This window comes from Marinomonas phaeophyticola (genome assembly GCF_026966905.1).
Classification (GTDB): Bacteria; Pseudomonadota; Gammaproteobacteria; order Pseudomonadales; family Marinomonadaceae; genus Marinomonas; species Marinomonas phaeophyticola.
The window spans coordinates 39926-57936 of record NZ_JAPUBN010000021.1; the positions used below are offsets into that span (position 1 = coordinate 39926).

18 protein-coding genes are annotated in these 18011 nt (G+C 39.9%); 16 read left to right on the top strand and 2 right to left on the bottom strand.

Features of this window, described 5'->3' with window-relative positions; all coding sequences use genetic code 11:
• The first annotated feature begins 19 nt into the window (after positions 1–19).
• Positions 20–1702: a 30S ribosomal protein S1 gene (gene rpsA, locus O1D97_RS17580; protein WP_269127474.1), complete on the top strand. Its 1683-nt coding sequence runs from the start codon at positions 20–22 to the stop codon at positions 1700–1702.
• Positions 1703–1894: 192 nt separating this feature from the next.
• Here rpsA and O1D97_RS17585 read toward each other — a convergent pair whose 3' ends face one another.
• Together O1D97_RS17585 and tsaA are read right to left on the bottom strand one after the other, a co-directional pair.
• Positions 1895–2137, bottom strand: a complete 243-nt coding sequence (locus O1D97_RS17585) for a hypothetical protein (protein ID WP_269127475.1) — start codon at positions 2135–2137, stop codon at positions 1895–1897.
• Positions 2134–2883, bottom strand: coding sequence for a tRNA (N6-threonylcarbamoyladenosine(37)-N6)-methyltransferase TrmO (gene tsaA, locus O1D97_RS17590; RefSeq protein ID WP_269127476.1), 750 nt, complete (start codon positions 2881–2883; stop codon positions 2134–2136). The genes O1D97_RS17585 and tsaA overlap by 4 nt, the downstream gene beginning before the upstream one ends.
• Positions 2884–3001: 118 nt before the next feature.
• On the opposite strand from tsaA, the gene O1D97_RS17595 reads away from it, so the two are divergent.
• From O1D97_RS17595 to O1D97_RS17665, 15 genes are all read left to right on the top strand, one after another.
• Positions 3002–4261 (top strand): glutamate-5-semialdehyde dehydrogenase, encoded by a 1260-nt coding sequence (locus O1D97_RS17595; protein WP_269127477.1) that lies wholly within the window; start codon positions 3002–3004, stop codon positions 4259–4261.
• Positions 4262–4272: 11 nt separating this feature from the next.
• On the top strand, positions 4273–4953 hold the full coding sequence (nadD, locus tag O1D97_RS17600; protein ID WP_269127479.1) for a nicotinate-nucleotide adenylyltransferase: 681 nt from the start codon (positions 4273–4275) through the stop codon (positions 4951–4953).
• Entirely contained in the window at positions 4950–5303 is a 354-nt protein-coding gene (gene rsfS, locus O1D97_RS17605; protein ID WP_269127480.1) for a ribosome silencing factor, read from the top strand. Before nadD ends, rsfS begins: the two co-directional genes overlap by 4 nt.
• 12 nt (positions 5304–5315) lie before the next feature.
• Complete coding sequence (gene rlmH / locus O1D97_RS17610; protein WP_269127481.1) at positions 5316–5783, top strand: 23S rRNA (pseudouridine(1915)-N(3))-methyltransferase RlmH; 468 nt, start codon at positions 5316–5318, stop codon at positions 5781–5783.
• Between the two features lie 11 nt (positions 5784–5794).
• Positions 5795–7672 carry a penicillin-binding protein 2 gene (gene mrdA / locus O1D97_RS17615; protein ID WP_269127482.1) on the top strand — a complete coding sequence of 626 codons (1878 nt, stop codon included), beginning with the start codon at positions 5795–5797 and terminating at the stop codon, positions 7670–7672.
• Positions 7669–8790: a rod shape-determining protein RodA gene (gene rodA / locus O1D97_RS17620; RefSeq protein WP_269127483.1), complete on the top strand. Its 1122-nt coding sequence runs from the start codon at positions 7669–7671 to the stop codon at positions 8788–8790. Before mrdA ends, rodA begins: the two co-directional genes overlap by 4 nt.
• Positions 8791–8792: 2 nt before the next feature.
• Complete coding sequence (mltB, locus tag O1D97_RS17625; protein ID WP_269127484.1) at positions 8793–9863, top strand: lytic murein transglycosylase B; 1071 nt, start codon at positions 8793–8795, stop codon at positions 9861–9863.
• Positions 9860–10759 (top strand): septal ring lytic transglycosylase RlpA family protein, encoded by a 900-nt coding sequence (locus tag O1D97_RS17630; RefSeq protein WP_269127486.1) that lies wholly within the window; start codon positions 9860–9862, stop codon positions 10757–10759. The genes mltB and O1D97_RS17630 overlap by 4 nt, the downstream gene beginning before the upstream one ends.
• Before the next feature lie 78 nt (positions 10760–10837).
• Positions 10838–11986, top strand: coding sequence for a D-alanyl-D-alanine carboxypeptidase family protein (locus tag O1D97_RS17635; RefSeq protein WP_269127487.1), 1149 nt, complete (start codon positions 10838–10840; stop codon positions 11984–11986).
• A 37-nt stretch (positions 11987–12023) separates the two neighbouring features.
• Positions 12024–12332, top strand: a complete 309-nt coding sequence (locus tag O1D97_RS17640; RefSeq protein WP_269127488.1) for a YbeD family protein — start codon at positions 12024–12026, stop codon at positions 12330–12332.
• The gene (lipB, locus tag O1D97_RS17645; RefSeq protein ID WP_269127489.1) at positions 12332–12976 is read left to right on the top strand and encodes a lipoyl(octanoyl) transferase LipB; all 645 of its coding nucleotides are present in this window, start codon (positions 12332–12334) and stop codon (positions 12974–12976) included. The genes O1D97_RS17640 and lipB overlap by 1 nt, the downstream gene beginning before the upstream one ends.
• Position 12977: 1 nt before the next feature.
• Positions 12978–13937, top strand: a complete 960-nt coding sequence (lipA, locus tag O1D97_RS17650) for a lipoyl synthase (RefSeq protein WP_269127490.1) — start codon at positions 12978–12980, stop codon at positions 13935–13937.
• A 144-nt stretch (positions 13938–14081) separates the two neighbouring features.
• Positions 14082–14933 carry a polyamine aminopropyltransferase gene (speE, locus tag O1D97_RS17655; RefSeq protein WP_269127491.1) on the top strand — a complete coding sequence of 284 codons (852 nt, stop codon included), beginning with the start codon at positions 14082–14084 and terminating at the stop codon, positions 14931–14933.
• Positions 14934–15054: 121 nt separating this feature from the next.
• Positions 15055–16950, top strand: coding sequence for a biosynthetic arginine decarboxylase (speA, locus tag O1D97_RS17660; RefSeq protein ID WP_269127492.1), 1896 nt, complete (start codon positions 15055–15057; stop codon positions 16948–16950).
• A 17-nt stretch (positions 16951–16967) separates the two neighbouring features.
• Positions 16968–18011: an agmatine deiminase family protein gene (locus O1D97_RS17665; RefSeq protein WP_269127493.1), complete on the top strand. Its 1044-nt coding sequence runs from the start codon at positions 16968–16970 to the stop codon at positions 18009–18011.

An 18011-nucleotide genomic window follows, 5' to 3' on the forward strand; every position in this document is an offset into this window, starting at 1 on the left:
CTAAATTAAAGGAAACACAATGACTCAAAGCTTCGCTGAACTGTTTGAAGAAAGCCTGTTAACCGTAGAAATGGCTCCAGGCTCGATTGTTACTGGTATTATCGTTGATATCGATAGTGAGTGGGTAACTGTTCATGCAGGTCTAAAATCTGAAGGTGTTATTCCTCGCGTTCAATTTCTATCTGAAAGCGGTGAATTCACTTTAAAAGTCGGCGACGAAGTAAAAGTTGCTCTTGATGCTGTTGAAGATGGTTTCGGTGAGACTAAATTGTCTCGTGAAAAAGCGAAACGTGCTGAAACTTGGGAAGTTCTTGAAAAAGCATATGAAAACAGCGAAATCGTTGTAGGTGTTATCAACGGTAAAGTCAAAGGTGGTTTCACTGTTGACATCGCAAATATCCGTGCTTTCTTACCTGGTTCTTTGGTTGACGTTCGTCCGATCCGTGATACTTCTCACCTTGAAGGTGTAGATCTTGAGTTTAAACTGATTAAACTTGATCAAAAACGTAACAACGTTGTTGTTTCTCGTCGCGCTGTTATGGAAGCAACTAACAGTGCAGAACGTGAAACTCTTCTAGCTTCTCTAGAAGAAGGTCAAGAAGTTAAAGGTATCGTTAAGAACCTTACTGACTACGGTGCATTCGTTGATCTTGGTGGTGTTGATGGTCTTCTACACATCACTGACATGGCTTGGAAGCGTATTAAGCACCCAAGCGAAATCATTGCTGTTGGTGATGAGATTGATGTTAAAGTTCTTAAGTTTGACCGTGAGCGCAATCGTGTATCTCTAGGTCTTAAGCAATTGGGTGAAGATCCATGGGTAGCAATCAAAGCCCGTTACCCAGAAGGCACTAAAGTAACAGCTAAAGTAACTAATCTTACTGATTACGGTTGTTTCGCAGAGCTTGAAGAAGGTGTTGAGGGTCTTGTTCACGTATCTGAAATGGATTGGACAAACAAAAACATTCACCCATCTAAAGTTGTTCAAATTGGTGATGAAGTAGAAGTTATGATCCTAGATATTGACGAAGAACGTCGTCGTATTTCTCTAGGTGTTAAGCAATGTACTCCTAATCCATGGGAAGAGTTCGCTACTTCTTACAACAAAGGCGATAAGATTTCAGGCGCAATCAAGTCCATCACTGACTTCGGTGTATTCATCGGTCTTGAAGGCGGTATTGACGGTCTTGTTCACTTATCCGATCTTTCTTGGGATGAAACAGGTGAAGAAGCTGTTCGTCAATATAAGAAAGGCGATAACCTTGAAACGGTTGTATTGTCTATCGATGCTGAACGTGAGCGTATTTCTTTGGGTGTTAAACAACTTGAAGAAGATCCTTTTGTTGGTTTCGCAGCTGAAAATGACAAAGGTGCTATCGTTGAAGGTACTGTGAAAGAAGTAGACGCTAAAGGCGCTGTTATTCTTCTAGCTAGTGGTGTTGAGGCAACTCTTAAGGTTTCTGAATTGAGCCGTGAGCGTGTTGAAGATGCGACTACTGTATTGAAAGAAGGCGATAAAGTTGAAGCAGCGATCATTAATTTAGATCGTAAAGCTCGTACTGTTGCTCTTTCTATCAAGCAGAAAGATGCTACAGAAGAGAAGGCTGCTCTTAAGTCTCATTCTGAAAAACAGCAAGCTGAAGCAAGTGGTCCAACGACTATCGGTGATTTGATTAAAGCTCAGTTAGAAAATCAAAACTAAGTTTTGACTTTTTAAGTGTTACAAAATGCGAGCCAAGTGCTCGCATTTTTTTTGTATAAAATTAAGTTTTAAAGTGAAGAAAAGTTAACTTTTATATTGACAATGAAACTATGCACAGAATGTGTGGATAACTTTGGGTATAGGGTTAAAAACTCTATATAAAATCGGTAACTAATTGATAAATAAGAATTTTTATTTAAGTTCTTGTAAAAAACGCTTTATATCCTCGCTAGTCCATTCTTCTTTAGATAATAACTCCTGAAACTCTTTACTTTTGTTTAGTTGTTGTTCGTTTTTTTTGAATTTTGCAAAATGGTATTCTTTTATGAGTTCTTCATCTCGTTTGGATTTATAGATCGGGTTGTGTGCTGACTCTTCTTCGGTAAGGTTTTTTACGTCTTGATAAGCTTTTAAGAATGCTTTTTTAGATATCATTTTATAGTGCCCTTAATGTCTGGCTGTTCATTCTTTACCTTTTCTACATACAGTACTTTGAAGTGACCTGGTTTGGCTTGCCATCTGATGTTTATATCCCAAAGTTGAATTCCATATTGTTTGTTTTCCTTGTCATGCAAATAAGATGGTCTAGGGTCTTGTGACAAAATTTCACTAATGAGGGTGGCTGCATTTCTGCCTGTCTCATTTAGGTATGCCTTACATTGTTTGTTGGCAAGAGGAGAAAAAGTGACTTTATTGAGTTTGGGTGGAGAGGGTGCAAAACCTCCTTTCGCATCTTGAACAATGTCAGCGTAAGGAAGGTAGGGTTTTATATCAACTATTGGCGTTCCATCGAGTAAGTCGCTTCCATGTAACTCAATAAAAATTTGCTTATCTTTTTGATAAATACGACCAAGTTTGACAACGGATAAACCCAATGGATTTGGTCGATGTGTGGCTCTTGAGGAAAATATGCCTACCTTTTGTTTTCCTCCTAATCTAGGCGGGCGTACTTTTGCCTTCCAATTCTCTTTTATGCACTCATGAAAAATGAACTGTATCCAAATATGAGAAAAATCTTCGAGTCCCTCAATCACATCTACTCTGTTAAACGGAGGCAGTAGTTCAAGAGTTGCAGTTGCTTCGTTTACCAGCCCAGGTTGGCGAGGGATACCAAATTTTTGAGTATAGCAAGAATGAATTACACCGATTGTTTTAAATGAGTAATTAGGATGAAAGCTCAAAGAAACCTCATGGAAATGCTAAAAAGAATAAATACTTGTATGTTAGTATAACTTTATTAAAAGAAATACTTGATAGAATTGCTTTAATGTTTAATTTAATATTTTTTGAGAGTCTAGAATGTCTGTAAAAATGTATATGCAACAAGTGGGTCAACAAGCGCGTAAAGCGTCTCGTATTTTGGCGCGTGCTTCTACACAAGATAAAAATGCGGCGTTAATGGCAATGGCTGTTGCATTAGATAATGCTCGACCTCAATTGAAATTGGCAAATAAGAAAGACATGGATGCAGGTAATCAAAAAGGTCTTAGTCCCGCGTTGCTGGATAGGTTGTTATTGGATGATAAAAAAATATCCAGCATGATTGAAGGGCTCACTCAGGTGGCCAATCTTGTTGACCCTATTGGTGAAATTACCGATATGGCTTATCGTCCTTCAGGTATTCAGATCGGCAAGATGAGAGTGCCTTTAGGTGTGATTGGCATTATTTATGAGTCGCGTCCTAATGTTACGATTGATGCGGCAAGCCTATGTTTGAAATCTGGTAATGCGACAGTATTAAGAGGTGGAAGTGAAGCTTATCACTCAAACCAAGCTATAGCGGAAGCGATTGTGGTTGGTTTAAATAAAGTTGGTTTTCCAGAGCATGCAGTACAGATAGTGAATACAACGGATAGGGAAGCCGTAGGTGAAATGATTTCAATGCCTGATTATATTGATGTTATTGTTCCTCGTGGTGGCAAAGGCTTGATAGAGAGAATTTCAAAAGACGCTAAAGTTCCCGTTATTAAGCATTTAGATGGTAATTGTCATGTGTATATTGATGATGAAGCAGATGTAGAGAAGGCGTTGACTATTGCGATCAATGCTAAAACAAGGCGTTATGGCGTATGTAATGCTATGGAATCTTTATTGGTTCATGCCGATATCGCTGATCAGGTTTTGCCCCGTTTAGTGAGAGAGTTTGTTAGCAAAGGTGTTGAGTTAGTGGGTTGTGAAAGTAGTCAACAATATTCAAATGAAATAGGCTTGGCGATTGAAGACGATTGGTATACAGAATATTTGGCGCCAAAACTGTCTATTAAACTTGTATCTGGTATCGATGAGGCAATGGAACATATTAATAAATACGGCTCTCACCATACGGATGCTATTATTAGCCAGAATTATACTAAAACTCGAATTTTCATGACGGAAGTAGATTCTTCATCTGTCATGGTAAACGCATCAACCGCTTTTGCAGATGGCTTTGAGTATGGGTTTGGGGCGGAGATCGGTATTTCAACAGATAAAATTCATGTTCGTGGTCCTGTTGGTTTACTTGGTCTAACTAGTCAAAAATTTGTTGTCTTGGGTGATGGGCATATACGTGATAATTAAGAGTGTTGTAAGTGTCTAATCAAGTGAATCAGAGCACTTTAAAAGTGGTTGCCATTATGGGAGGGACTTATAATCCAGTTCATAATGGGCATTTAAGAGTTGCGGTTGAGGTGGCTGATTTGTTTTCTCTTGATGAGCTAAAATTAGTTCCTTGCTTGCAGCCAGTCCATAAATCTAGACCGACAGTGTCAACTCTCCATAGATTAAATATGTTGGATCTGGCGATTGAGTCTGATGCTAGATTGACGATTGATAATAGAGAGGTGCTTCGCTCTAAACCCAGTTATACTATTGATACCCTTAAAGAGCTTAGGGTCGAGCTGGGAGCGGACGCCTCAATTGTTATGATTGTTGGTATGGACAGTTTTTTATCGCTAAACTATTGGAAAGATTGGCACCTTCTGACCTCTTATGCACATATTTTCGTTGTTTCTCGGCCTGGTTGGAATCCTACGTTTTCGGATGAGTTGAATAACTATTATGAAAAGTATCGTGCTTCCTCTATAGCTGAGTTACAATGCGCACCCTCAGGAAGTATCTGGTTTGAGACTTTAGCCCCTCTTGACATCTCATCAAGCATGATTAGAGCGTTAGTGGCAAGTAATCGATCTATTGCTTACTTGTTACCCAATTCAGTACGAAAATATATTGATACAAATAAACTTTATTTACAGGAAAATACAAATACATGAGCGATCAAAACTACACAAATGATCAAATTCTTGCTTTAGCAATTGAGTCTCTAGAGAATGTTAAGGGTGATAAGATCACTGTGCTAAATGTTCAAGCTCATACGGATATGATGGATTACATGATTATCTGTACAGGTACTTCTAAGCGTCATGTTAATGCTTTAGGGCAAAATGTGGTTGAACATGCGAAAAAGAATGGCTTGCAACCGTTAGGTTTTGAAGGCAAGGGAATGGGCAGTGACTGGGTGTTGGTTGATTTACATGATGTTGTTGTACATGTGATGACGGACGAAGCCCGTTCTTTTTATGACTTAGAAAAACTTTGGAATATCACTCCGGAAGTTTTATAGGTATTAGTTAACATGCGCATTAGATTGATTGCCGTCGGCACAAAAATGCCAAAATGGATTCAAGAAGGCTTTGCCGATTACACTAAGCGTTTGCCTAAAGATTTTTCTCTTGAGCTTGTAGAAATTCCTATGGCTCCAAGGGGAAAAAATGCTGACATAGCTAAAGCAATTCGTAAAGAGGGTGATGCTATGTTAGACGCTATTTCTGCAAATGAAAAAGTCATTGCCATGGAGGTTTTAGGTAAGGAGTGGTCTACGGAGCAACTTGCAGATCAAGCTCAAGAGTGGCGAATGGAAGGCAGTAACTTATGTTTGCTAATCGGTGGTCCTGATGGGTTAGACCCTCGATGTACTGCAAAAGCGGATAAGTGCTGGTCATTATCTAAACTTACCCTTCCTCATCCTATTGTCCGTGTTATTCTTGCTGAGCAAATATACCGAGCTTGGACATTGATGAATAATCATCCTTACCATAGGTAGAGGATACTTAAATGGGTCAGGGTCAACAGTATTTTCGTAACTATCGGCAGGAGCAATCTTTAACTCAGAGGCGAGTCATTGTTTCTGGGATTCTTGTGCTTATAATGGTTGCTATTTTAGTTGGGAGGCTGTTTTTTCTGCAGGTTGTTGAGTTTGATCGTTATCAAACTAAAGCTAATGAAAATAGAGTGATGTTGATACCAGAGCCTCCTCCTAGAGGCTTGATTTATGATCGTAATGGCCTTGTATTAGCTGATAACCGTCCTATCCATAGTTTAACCATTACCCCCGAAAGAATTGAGAATTTTTCCGAATTGAGGGAAGAGCTTGAAGCGGTTCTTGATATCACTCCGGAAGAGTGGGATTCATTTAATGAAAAACGTAAATCTTACCGACGACCTTATCAATCCATTACGTTAAAGCAGCAACTTACCGATCAAGAATGGGCCAAACTGTCGGTTGACTTATATAAATGGGATGGTGTGCAGGTTGAGGCACAGCTGACGCGATATTACCCCTTTGGAGAAGCGTTTGCTCATGCTATTGGATATGTAGGTCGTATTACGGAAAAAGATCTCGCGCGTGTTGATCCGGCTATTTATCAAGGTGCTCTATATATTGGTAAGTCTGGAGTAGAAGATTTTTATGAAAAAGAATTGTTTGGGATTCCTGGGCTAAGTAAGTTGGAAGTGAATGCTCGTGGGCGAATTATGTCAGAACTTGAGCGTCAAAATCCGACACCAGGCAATAATATTCAGTTGCATCTAGATGCTCGTTTACAGCAATATGCCTATGATTCACTTGGCACATATAAAGGATCTGTTATCGCGATAGATCCTGAGACGGGAGGGATTCTTGCTCTTGTAAGTAAGCCAGGTTACGACCCAAATTTGTTTGTTCGAGGGATTTCTTATAAAAACTACGCCATTCTTCGTAACTCCCCAAGATTGCCACTGTTTAACAGAGCATTAAGAGGGGGTTATCCCCCCGCATCAACAATAAAGCCCTTTATGGCGTTGGCTGGTTTAGAAAATGGATTTTCAAGTTGGGAGGAGCGTTTTTACGCTCAGGGTTATTATCAGATTAACCCTAATGGACGACGTTATCGAGATTGGAAGCGAGGTGGGCATGGTTGGGTTAATTTAGAGAGATCCATAATTGAATCCGTTGATACTTATTATTACCAATTGGCTCAAAAAATGGGTATTACTCCTATACATAATTTTTTGAAAAAATTGAGTTTTGGCTCACCTGCGATTCTGGATTTAAACGGTGCAAGTAATGGGTTGCTTCCCTCTAATGAGTGGAAAAAAGCGAAGTATAAAGAGCCATGGTACCCGGGTGATTCCGTTAACATTGGGATAGGTCAGGGGTTTATGGTGGCAACCCCGTTACAAATAGCATCAGCTACGACGGTTATTGCAAATAGAGGTGTGTGGCATTCTCCTAGAATGGCAAAGAAAATAGGCAATGATGACTTTGAATTGCTACAAGAGGAAGTTACAACAAAAACCATTACGCTAAAAAATCAGCGTAATTGGGAGAAAGTGGTGACGGCTATGGAGAAGGTGATATCAGATCGTAAAGGAACGGCAAGACGGTTACAGGGAACACCTTATAAAATAGCGGGTAAAACAGGGACTGGACAGGTCTTTAGTTTGCAAGAAGATGAGGAATACGAGGCCGATAAACTTGAAGCTCGATTACATGATCATGCCTTGTTTATTGGGTTTGCGCCATCAAAAGCACCCAAAATTGTTGTGTTTGCTATTTTTGAAAATGGTGGCAGTAGTGCTAAGCCTGCTGATTTAACAAAAAAACTGTTTGACGCGTATTTATTAGATGATTACCCAGAAGAGTACGATTATCTGAAAGGACCAAATTTATGAACGGCTCCTTGTATTCAAGAGTTATGGCTTTCACTAATGCGAGACTGTGGAAGTTAGCGCACATTGATGTATTGCTAATGGTGTCTCTACTGTTGTTAATTTCTGGTGGTTTGGTTGTTCTGTATTCTGCCTCAGGTCAGAGAGACGACATGGTTGAAAGGCAAATGTTTCGTCTTGCTTTAGGTTTTTCTGCCTGTATTGCTTTGGCTCAACTGCCTCCAAAATATATGCGTAGAGCATCACCGGTATTGTTCCTTTTTGCACTGTCTCTGTTGGCCGCCGTATTGTTTTTTGGGGTGGGAGCGAAAGGAGCTCAACGATGGTTAGAGTTGCCAGGTGGTTTTCGTTTTCAACCATCTGAGCTAATGAAAATTGTTATGCCAATGACTGTCGCATGGTATTTCTCTGATCGGCATCTGCCTCCAAAATTAAAGCATATATTGATGGTGTTATTTATCATTATGCTGCCCGTTTTAATGATTGCTAAACAGCCTGATTTGGGCACCTCTTTATTAGTCGCCGTTTCGGGTATCTTTGTATTATTTTTAGCGGGTCTACAGTGGCGTTATATCATTGGTGCTTTTGCGTTAGCTCCCTTGGCTGGTTTTAGTTTATGGCAAGTTATGCATTCTTATCAAAAGCAACGAGTATTAACATTCTTGAACCCAGAGAGCGACCCTTTAGGTTCAGGCTGGAACATTATTCAGTCAAAAACGGCGATTGGCTCTGGTGGGGTTTATGGTAAAGGGTGGCTGGAAGGGACTCAAGCTCAATTAGATTTTTTACCGGAGAGTCATACTGATTTTATTATCGCCGTGCTGGCTGAAGAATTTGGTATGGTTGGTTGTATTACACTATTGGTTGCGTATTTACTTATTATCGCTCGTGGCTTGTATATATCTACCATGGCTGAAGATAATTATGCGCGTCTGTTAGCTGGCAGTTTAACATTAACTTTTTTTGTTTATTTGTTTGTTAATATTGGCATGGTTTCAGGGATTCTTCCTGTAGTTGGTGTGCCTCTTCCACTAATCAGTTATGGTGGAACCTCTATTATTACCATCATGGCGACGTTCGGTATTTTAATGTCTATACAGACTCACAAGAAAGCGAGATGATAATGAAATTACTATGGACAACATTAGTATGCTTTTTAACCGTCTCTTGTAGCACAGTAGAGAGTAAAAATAATGCGGTGCTACTTGAAGGCGACGCCTCTTCTAAGCTATTAAATAATGACTTGATTGTGTCAGAGAGTTTTTTGGGAAAGGAGGATGTGAATGCATTTATCACCTACATGGGGGATAAACATGGTTATGATCAGTCTCTTTTGATCAATGCGTTTAGTCATATAAAGCCTAGGCAACAGGTCATTCACAAGTCGAATAATCAACCTGAAGTGATTACTCCGTATTACGAATATAAAAAACGCTTTGTAGAAAGGTCTCGAGTTGACTCAGGAAAAACGTTTTTAAAACTTAATAAACAGTGGTTAGATAAAGCGGAGCGAGACTTTGGTGTGCCTGCCGAAATCATTGTAGCCATTGCGGGTGTCGAAACCTATTATGGGCGAATTACTGGGAGCCGAGATGTATTCACCTCACTATCAACATTAGCGTTTGATTACCCAAGGCGTGGTGATTACTTTCGAAGTGAATTAGAAGCCTATCTATTGCTATCGAGAGAAAAAGGTTGGCCAATTGAAACGATAAAAGGATCTTATAGCGGGGCTCTTGGTATGGCGCAATTTATGCCTTCTAATTACCGTAAGCTAGCAATTGATTTTGACGGTGATGGTGAGGTAGACCTTTGGAAATCTTCCGCGGATGCAATCGGAAGTATCGCCAATTATTTAAAGGCAAATGGTTGGCAAGCAAATGGACCTATTCTTGACTTTGTGACTGTAGATAAAGCGCAACAACAGAGCCAGGAGATTAAATCCTGGTCGAATAAGCAAAGAAAGCCTTTTAATTACCCGTCAACTTGGAAAGCGTTGGGTGTGGATGTTTCTGCTTCCTTTCCGAAAATTAAATCTGGATTGATTCGATTGCAATCAGGACCTGAGGAAATTGATTATTGGTTGGCGTATAATAATTTTTTCGCCTTGATGAGTTACAACCCTAGTAGGCGTTACACAATGGCGGTAATTGAACTATCTAAATTGATTCATGACACTAATGGGGTTAAATGAAACGTCTTATAAGTGGTGCTCTAGCGGTTTTATTGTCGGCTTGTACTAGTACTGAGCATATTAATAATTCTTCTACAAAAACAGTGGCTGATTACGAAAAAGCATCGGGCGGGGGGCGTTATTCTATATTGCAAGACCACGCACCTACAGGCGATGTTAAAGTGGATCATTTGCCTGACTTAGTTCCTGTATGGGAACCAAAAAGCAGGGGAGGGAACAAATCCAGTTATAAGGTTTGGGGGAAAACCTATAGGGTAATGAACTCCGCAAAAGGTTACACTGCCATTGGTACTGCTTCATGGTATGGTAATAAGTTTCATGGGCATAAAACGTCTAATGGCGAAACCTATGATATGTATAGTTTCTCTGCTGCACACAAAAGTCTGCCTTTACCGACCTACTTGAAAGTCACTAACTTGGATAATAATAAAAGTGTCATTGTGCGTGTGAATGATCGTGGACCTTTCCATGGCAATCGATTAATTGATTTGTCTTATGCTGCTGCCGCACGGCTTGATTATCATAAAAAAGGCTTAGCTCGAGTCAAAATTGAAGCCATTACGCCGGCGAAAGGTGAAACTTATGCTCCACCAAGGGTTGCCACAAAAGTACCCGTTGCCTTAGAAAGTAACGATAATCTCAGTGTCAATACCGCGGTTGGTTTTACTCATCTCCAATTAGGTGCGTTTAGTTCTTCTGTTTCAGCGAACAATTTAAAGGCCAAATTGATCCAAAAGTTTGATACTCAAATTAAAGTTAGTGTAAAGAAGCAGAGAGATAACCTTTATAAAGTGATAGTTGGCCCATATAATTCCTTAAACGACCTCGATTTATGGAGCGGCAGGATTGAAGCGGCTGGATTTTCTAGGCCAATTAGAATTGCCTTTTTGCCTTAGATTAAGGATTAAGCTAGAGATTGCGTTCTCCCTTTAGTATCATTCACTCTCATTTTCATTAAAAGATTTAAGTTGGTTATGAAAAATCTAATTTTACTTTTTACCACATTGTTGGGCTTTTGCTCTTTAACGGTTACTGCTGCGCCTTCCCTGATTCCGGCCCCTCCGCAATTATCTGCGAGTAGTTATATTCTAATGGATGCTTATACTGGAGATGTGTTGGTTGAAAACAATTCACATCAAGAACTACCACCAGCAAGCCTAACAAAATTGTTAACAGCCTATATTGTTGAATATGAGCTGGCTCGAGGCAATGTTTCTCTTGATGATAAAGTGAGTATTAGCGAAAAAGCATGGAGAATGGAAGGTTCTCGTATGTTTATTCGTGAAGGGACCCAAGTATCTTTAGAAGATTTGATGAGGGGTATTGTCATCCAGTCGGGTAATGATGCCAGTGTTGCGGTGGCAGAGCATGTCGCGGGTAGTGAATCGGCGTTTGCGGATCTGATGAACCAGCATGCGCAAATTCTTGGTATGAAAAACAGTCATTTTGTGAACTCGACTGGTTTCCCTGCGGATGGTCATGTCTCAAGCGCCTTTGATTTAGCCTTACTTTCAAGAGCTAAAATCATTCAGTTTCCTGATAATTACCCAATGTACTCAGAAAAATATTTTACTTATAACGGTATTAAACAGCCTAACCGTAATAAATTACTTTGGAGAGACTCTACTGTTGATGGCTTAAAAACAGGTCATACAGATGAGGCGGGTTATTGTTTAGCCGCTTCAGCGGTGCGTAATGGTACTCGCTTGATTACCGTTGTAATGGGGACAAGCAGCGATGAAGCCAGAGCCGCAGAAACACAAAAATTATTGAATTATGGTTTTCGGTATTTTGAAACTCGTAAGCTATATAGCCGTGGACAAGTGGTAAATGAAGCCAAAGTTTGGGGTGGTGAAAATGAATCGGTTAAAATCGGTTTTGCTGAAGATGTGCTGGTTACGATACCTCGTCAGCAAACAGATGCGCTTCCTGCAACATTAGATTTACAGCCTGTCATTGAAGCACCAATTGCTGTTGGTGACGTGTTAGGTAAAATTGTTGTTGGAACAGAAGGCAATGTTTTGCTTGAAAGAGATGTAGTTGCTTTAGAAGCCATTGAAGAAGGTGGGTTATTTAAGCGCTTGTTAGATAAAGTGAAGCTCTTTTTTATGAACTTGTTTTAGTAACAAGATATTTGAATTCTTTAATACAGTAGGCATTATGGCATTAGTTACTAAGAATGGTGACCTTACGACTAGAGAGTCTAAGGACGCCCCGAAAATTGTTTTTCCATGTGAAAACTATATGGTCAAAGTGGTTGCGCTTGAAGATGAGCTGATTTTCATAACGGTTTTGGATGTGGTCAAAAAGCATGCGCCAGAAGTAGATGATAAAAATGTTGGCTCAAACCGTTCAAGTAAAGGTAAATTCATTAGTTTTACCTTTCGAATCTTGGCTACTCACGAAGCCCAGCTGGCCGAATTGCATAAAGATTTAATGGCGATTACTAATGTTAAGATGGTTATGTGATGAATGCAGAATTAATATGCCGTGACCTAGGCTTAGTTGACTATCAAGAGTCTTGGGAAAGAATGAAAGCATTCACTCAAAATCGTGACTCTCAACAGGCTGATGAGATTTGGTTACTGCAACACCCTTGTGTCTTTACTCAGGGACAAGCAGGAAAAGCCGAGCACCTGCTTGCTCCTGGAGATATTCCTGTTATTCCTGTCGATAGAGGGGGGCAAGTTACCTATCATGGCCCTGGGCAATTAATTGCTTATGTCTTAATTGATTTGAAACGTTCCAAACTTGGGGTTAGAGAGCTGGTTACTGTATTAGAAAATACGGTGATTCAAACGCTGAGAGAAAATGATATTGAGTCTTATGCTAAAGCAGATGCTCCCGGTGTTTATGTAGAGGAAAAGAAAGTATCTTCTCTTGGTTTAAGGGTGAGAAGAGGTTGTTCTTTTCATGGCTTGGCATTGAATGTGGATATGGATTTATCTCCATTTAACCGTATAAACCCTTGTGGTTATCAGGGGTTAGAAATGATTGATATGGTGCGTTTAAACCCGAACGTCACATATCAAGAAGTTGTTGTTCAGTTGGCAAATCAGTTATCTGAATTACTTGGGCACGAACATCCGACTATCCAACAAGGGTGGAATTAACATGACAGCAGAAGTAAAACGCGTCGTCAAAGGAGAAAAACTCCGTGGCGCTGAGAAAATGGCCCGTATCCCAGTAAAGGTGATTCCGACAGAAGAGATTCCTCGTAAACCAGATTGGTTGCGTGTAAGAATGCCGTCTTCTCCGGAAATCGCACGTATTAAAAAAACATTGCGTGAACATAAACTTGCCTCAGTCTGTGAAGAAGCTAATTGCCCAAATTTAGGTGAATGTTTTAGTAATGGTACAGCGACATTTATGATTATGGGGGATATTTGTACTCGACGCTGTCCTTTCTGTGATGTTGCTCATGGTAGGCCGAATGCTTTGAGCCAAGATGAACCAAAAGAATTGGCTGCCGCGATTCGTGATATGAAGCTTAAGTATGTTGTGATTACTTCTGTAGATCGTGATGACTTACGTGATGGTGGTGCACAACACTTTGTTGATTGTATTACGGAAACGCGTAAAGCCAGCCCATCAATTGAAATTGAAACACTGGTACCAGACTTTCGTGGACGTATGGAAGTAGCAATAGACACGTTACAAATTGCCCCACCAGATGTGTTTAACCATAACTTAGAGTCAATACCACGTTTGTACCGTCAAGTACGCCCGGGTTCTGACTATCAATGGTCCCTCGATTTACTTAAGAACTTTAAAGACCGCTGTCCTGATGTCCCTACAAAATCTGGACTTATGGTTGGTATGGGAGAAGAGTTCGAAGAAATCGTTGAAGTCATGAAAGACTTACGTGCTCATGGCGTTGAAATGTTAACCATAGGTCAATATTTGCAACCATCAAAGCATCATTTTCCAATGGCTCGTTTTGTACCACCGTCTGAATTTGAGCGTTATGAGGAAGTGGCAAAAGAACTGGGTTTTAAACATGCGGCATGTGGTCCATTAGTAAGATCTTCGTATCATGCTGATAAGCAAGCCCATGGTGAACGAGTTTCTTAGATTATTGTCTTTTTTTGTAGAACATAAAATGGGAAAGCGTGTATAAACGCTTTCCCTAATTTTTTTATAGGCTTGGTGATGCTATTTTTTCATAATGACATTGTACTATGATGATTAAGCCTACAGTATTTGGAGATAAACGAAATGACAGATAAAAGAGTGTTAGCTGAAACATTGCATGCTGGTTACGGACAGAATTTTGAAGTGGATCAAGTTTTTTTTGAATTAGATACAGACCATCAGCATCTTGTCATTTTTGAAAATCAGCAATTTGGCCGTATTATGGCGTTAGATGGTGTTATACAAACTACGGAACGAGATGAATTTGTTTATCATGAAATGATGGCTCATGTTCCTATGTTCGCACATGGTAATGCGAAAAAGGTTCTTATTATTGGCGGTGGTGATGGTGGTATGTTACGTGAAGTTCTACGTCATGAAGGCGTTGAACAAGTTACGCAAGTTGAAATAGATCAAGCTGTTATTGATATGTGTACAAAATATTTGCCAAATCATTCTGCAGGAGCATACGATCATCCTAAAGCAAAAGTTGTCATTGCGGATGGTGTGAACTATGTTAATGAGACGAACGAAAAGTATGACGTTATTATTTCTGATTGTACCGACCCTATAGGCCCGGGTGAAGTGTTATTCAGTTCTCGCTTTTATGAAGGCTGTAAACGTTGTTTAAATGAAGGTGGAGTATTTGTTGCTCAAAATGGTGTGAGTTTTATGCAGTTGCATGAAGTCACAACAACGGCTCAGCGTTTACAACCTTATTTCAATGATGTGCATTTTTATTCCGCCGCGGTACCTACTTATGTCGGTGGTATTATGACGTTTGCTTGGGCAACAGATAACAAGGCCTTGCGTCAGTTAACCGCTGAAGAATTAAGAGCTCGTTTTGATGTCTCTGGAATAAAAACCCGTTTTTACACGCCAGAATTACATCAAGCGGCTTTCTCTTTGCCGCAATACGTATTGGATGCTTTTTAAATTAAGCGTTAAATACATTTAGATTTATTTATACACCCCTAGTCTTTGAGTTTAAGATTAGGGGTTTTTTATCATTTAGAGATAGCGAGCCATCGTAGTCTTTTTGTTTAAAGGTACCCATATGTCAAAGTGGTCAGTAAAAGATTCCATTGATTTGTACAATGTCGATCATTGGAGCGCCGGTTTTTTTTCAATCAATGATAAGGGGCGAGCCGTTGCTCTACCGGATAGAGAAAGAAATATTGACCTAACAGAGATTGCTAAAGCCTTAAAAGAGCAAAATATACCTTTGCCGACCTTGGTGCGTTTTCCTAATATATTACATTCAAGAATTGAAAAAATAACCGGTTCTTTTCAGGATGCAATTCAGCATTATAAGTATCAAGGTGACTATTCGATTGTTTACCCTATTAAGGTGAATCAACAGCGGCGTGTGGTAGAAGAAATTACTGGATGCCAGCCCGAGAACCCCCAAGCGGTTGGTTTAGAAGCCGGCAGTAAGCCTGAGTTGATGGCCGTATTGGCAATGCACCAAAGTCAAAGCGGTATTATTGTCTGCAATGGCTATAAAGACAGAGAATTTATTAATCTTGCTCTAATGGCTGAGAAAATGGGTCATAAAGTTTTTTTAGTGGTTGAAAAATTGCATGAGCTTGATTGGATTTTAGAAGAAGCGGAGAAGATTAATGTTAAGCCAAGAATCGGTATTCGCATTCGCTTGGCTTCAACCTGTTCAACACATTGGGGGAATAGTGGCGGTGAGAAGTCAAAATTTGGCCTAACGACATCACAATTAATGAGAGCCATTGATAGGTTACGTGAACTCGATATTATCGAGTACTTAGAGTTAATTCATTTCCATTTGGGTTCACAGATTACCCGTATCCGAGATATCCAAAACAGCTTGAAAGAATGTGCTCGTTATTATTCTGAATTACATCAAATGGGCGTGCCTATAAAGTGGGTGGATGTTGGTGGTGGTTTAGGTGTTGATTATGAAGGTACTCGCTCACAAAGTGCGTATTCAGCCAACTATAGTATCAGTGAATATGCTAATAACGTTGTGTTTGCATTCCACAATATTTGTGAGCAGCATGATTTACCCCACCCAAATTTAATTTCTGAATCTGGTCGAGCCGTCACGGCTCATCATGCCATGATGATTGCCAATGTATTTTCTTCTGGTGCTGAATTGTTAACTGTGAGTCAGCCTCAGGATGACAGTGAACTGGAAATTCTACGTCTTTGGGATGCTTTAAAAGTATTGGAGTCAGGCGGCAAGGATAAGCGTTCACTGGTAGAACTTTACCATGATTTATCGGATGATTTTAATGATGCTTTGTCCTTGTATACCCATGGCCAGCTAAACTTAGAGCAAAGAGCATTAGCAGAAAATCTATTTTTAGCGTCTTGTCGATTATTGCTTCCACGATTGGATAATCGTAATAGAGGGCATAGGGCCGTCATCGATGAACTTAATGAACGCCTTGCTGAAAAATTATTTGTCAATTTATCCGTTTTTCAATCCATGCCTGATGCTTGGGGTATTGATCAAGTATTTCCTGTTATCCCATTACAAGGGTTGGATCAAGAGCCTTCATTTCGAGGGAAGATTCAAGATGTAACCTGCGATTCCGATGGGTGTTTGTATCGTTATGTTGACGGTCAAGGGTTAGAAAGTTCATTGCCATTGCCTCCCCCACCACCAAAGGAAGAAGATTACTTGATGGGCTTTTTCTTAGTGGGTGCTTATCAAGAAACCTTGGGAGATCTGCACAATTTGTTTGGTGACACTAGTTCTGTAGATGTTTATCTGGAAGAGGATGGCTTTAAAATTGATCATGTCTTAATGGGAGACAGTGTTCAAGATGTGCTGCGCTATGTCAGTTATAACGATAATGAGCTCTTAAAACGTTATACGGAAAAAATTTCCTCAAGCAAACTTGATGAAATCGATCAAGAGCAATTCTTAGCCACTTGTAAGAAAGTATTAAAAGGCTATACCTACTTAATTTAATTAGCGATGGTGTTGTTATGAATGCTGTTAGAATGCCTGCGGAATGGGAAAAACACACAAGAACGTGGGTAATTTGGCCTTGCCGAACTGAAATTTGGGAAGGGCAAGAAGAACTTGCAAAGCAAAGTTATGAAAAGGTTATTAGGGCAATTGCTCAATATGAATCGGTAACCGTGATTGTTAATCCTGAGCTTTTTGAGGAGGTATCTCAAAGACTGGCGGATATCCATTCAACGGTTACCTTTTTTATTAAAGGTGTCGATGACTCTTGGGCTAGAGATGTGTTGCCTTTCTTTGCCGTGACGAAAGACAATAAATTACATGCTATCAATTGGGCATTTAATGCGTGGGGAGAGAAGTTTTCTCCATACACAAAGGATCAAGAGATTGGAGACCATCTTATACGCGCTTTAGATGATTCAGAGGAACTGGCTTCATTTGAATCTATTTCGATGATTTTAGAAGGCGGAAGTGTGCATTTCGATGGAGAAGGTACATTACTAACCACTAAACAGTGCTTATTGAATGCAAATCGTAACCCAGATCTATCTCAAAATGAAATAGAAAATAATCTGAAGCATTACTTTGGCATCAGTAAAGTGATCTGGCTGGAAGAAGGTATATTCGGAGATGTAGATACGGATGGTCATGTTGATGTGATTGCCGCCTTCGTCAAACCCGGTACGGTTATTACCATGTCTACAGAAGATACAGAGCATCCAAACTACTCTATCTATATGAAAAACAAAGCGGTCTTAGAGCAGTCCGTTGATGCTAAAGGTCGTTCATTTAATATCATTGAAATTCCACAGCCCGCACCACAGATGTGGAATGAGCAACCTTTGCCTTTGTCTTATATTAACTTTTATATTGTTAATGGCGCTGTGATTGTCCCTATTTTCAATGATCCTAACGATGACATTGCTTTGGCTATTTTTGAGCAAGTATTTCCTGAACATAATGTGATTCCCGTATTTGCTTTACCTATTTTTAGAGGGGGTGGTGGTATTCATTGTATTACAATGCAACAGCCTGCTTTACGTGAAAATTTGGAGGAATAA

Bases quoted from the DNA above. Each gene is read 5' to 3' on its own strand.
- O1D97_RS17635 (WP_269127487.1), top strand. From the start codon at position 10,838: ATGAAAAATCTAATTTTACTTTTTACCACATTGTTGGGCTTTTGCTCT.
- rlmH (WP_269127481.1), top strand. From the start codon at position 5,316: ATGCGCATTAGATTGATTGCCGTCGGCACAAAAATGCCAAAATGGATT.
- O1D97_RS17665 (WP_269127493.1), top strand. From the start codon at position 16,968: ATGAATGCTGTTAGAATGCCTGCGGAATGGGAAAAACACACAAGAACG.
- rpsA (WP_269127474.1), top strand. From the start codon at position 20: ATGACTCAAAGCTTCGCTGAACTGTTTGAAGAAAGCCTGTTAACCGTA.
- lipB (WP_269127489.1), top strand. From the start codon at position 12,332: ATGAATGCAGAATTAATATGCCGTGACCTAGGCTTAGTTGACTATCAA.
- O1D97_RS17630 (WP_269127486.1), top strand. From the start codon at position 9,860: ATGAAACGTCTTATAAGTGGTGCTCTAGCGGTTTTATTGTCGGCTTGT.
- mrdA (WP_269127482.1), top strand. From the start codon at position 5,795: ATGGGTCAGGGTCAACAGTATTTTCGTAACTATCGGCAGGAGCAATCT.
- O1D97_RS17585 (WP_269127475.1), bottom strand. From the start codon at position 2,137: ATGATATCTAAAAAAGCATTCTTAAAAGCTTATCAAGACGTAAAAAAC.
- mltB (WP_269127484.1), top strand. From the start codon at position 8,793: ATGAAATTACTATGGACAACATTAGTATGCTTTTTAACCGTCTCTTGT.
- O1D97_RS17595 (WP_269127477.1), top strand. From the start codon at position 3,002: ATGTCTGTAAAAATGTATATGCAACAAGTGGGTCAACAAGCGCGTAAA.
- O1D97_RS17640 (WP_269127488.1), top strand. From the start codon at position 12,024: ATGGCATTAGTTACTAAGAATGGTGACCTTACGACTAGAGAGTCTAAG.
- speE (WP_269127491.1), top strand. From the start codon at position 14,082: ATGACAGATAAAAGAGTGTTAGCTGAAACATTGCATGCTGGTTACGGA.
- rsfS (WP_269127480.1), top strand. From the start codon at position 4,950: ATGAGCGATCAAAACTACACAAATGATCAAATTCTTGCTTTAGCAATT.
- speA (WP_269127492.1), top strand. From the start codon at position 15,055: ATGTCAAAGTGGTCAGTAAAAGATTCCATTGATTTGTACAATGTCGAT.
- lipA (WP_269127490.1), top strand. From the start codon at position 12,978: ATGACAGCAGAAGTAAAACGCGTCGTCAAAGGAGAAAAACTCCGTGGC.
- rodA (WP_269127483.1), top strand. From the start codon at position 7,669: ATGAACGGCTCCTTGTATTCAAGAGTTATGGCTTTCACTAATGCGAGA.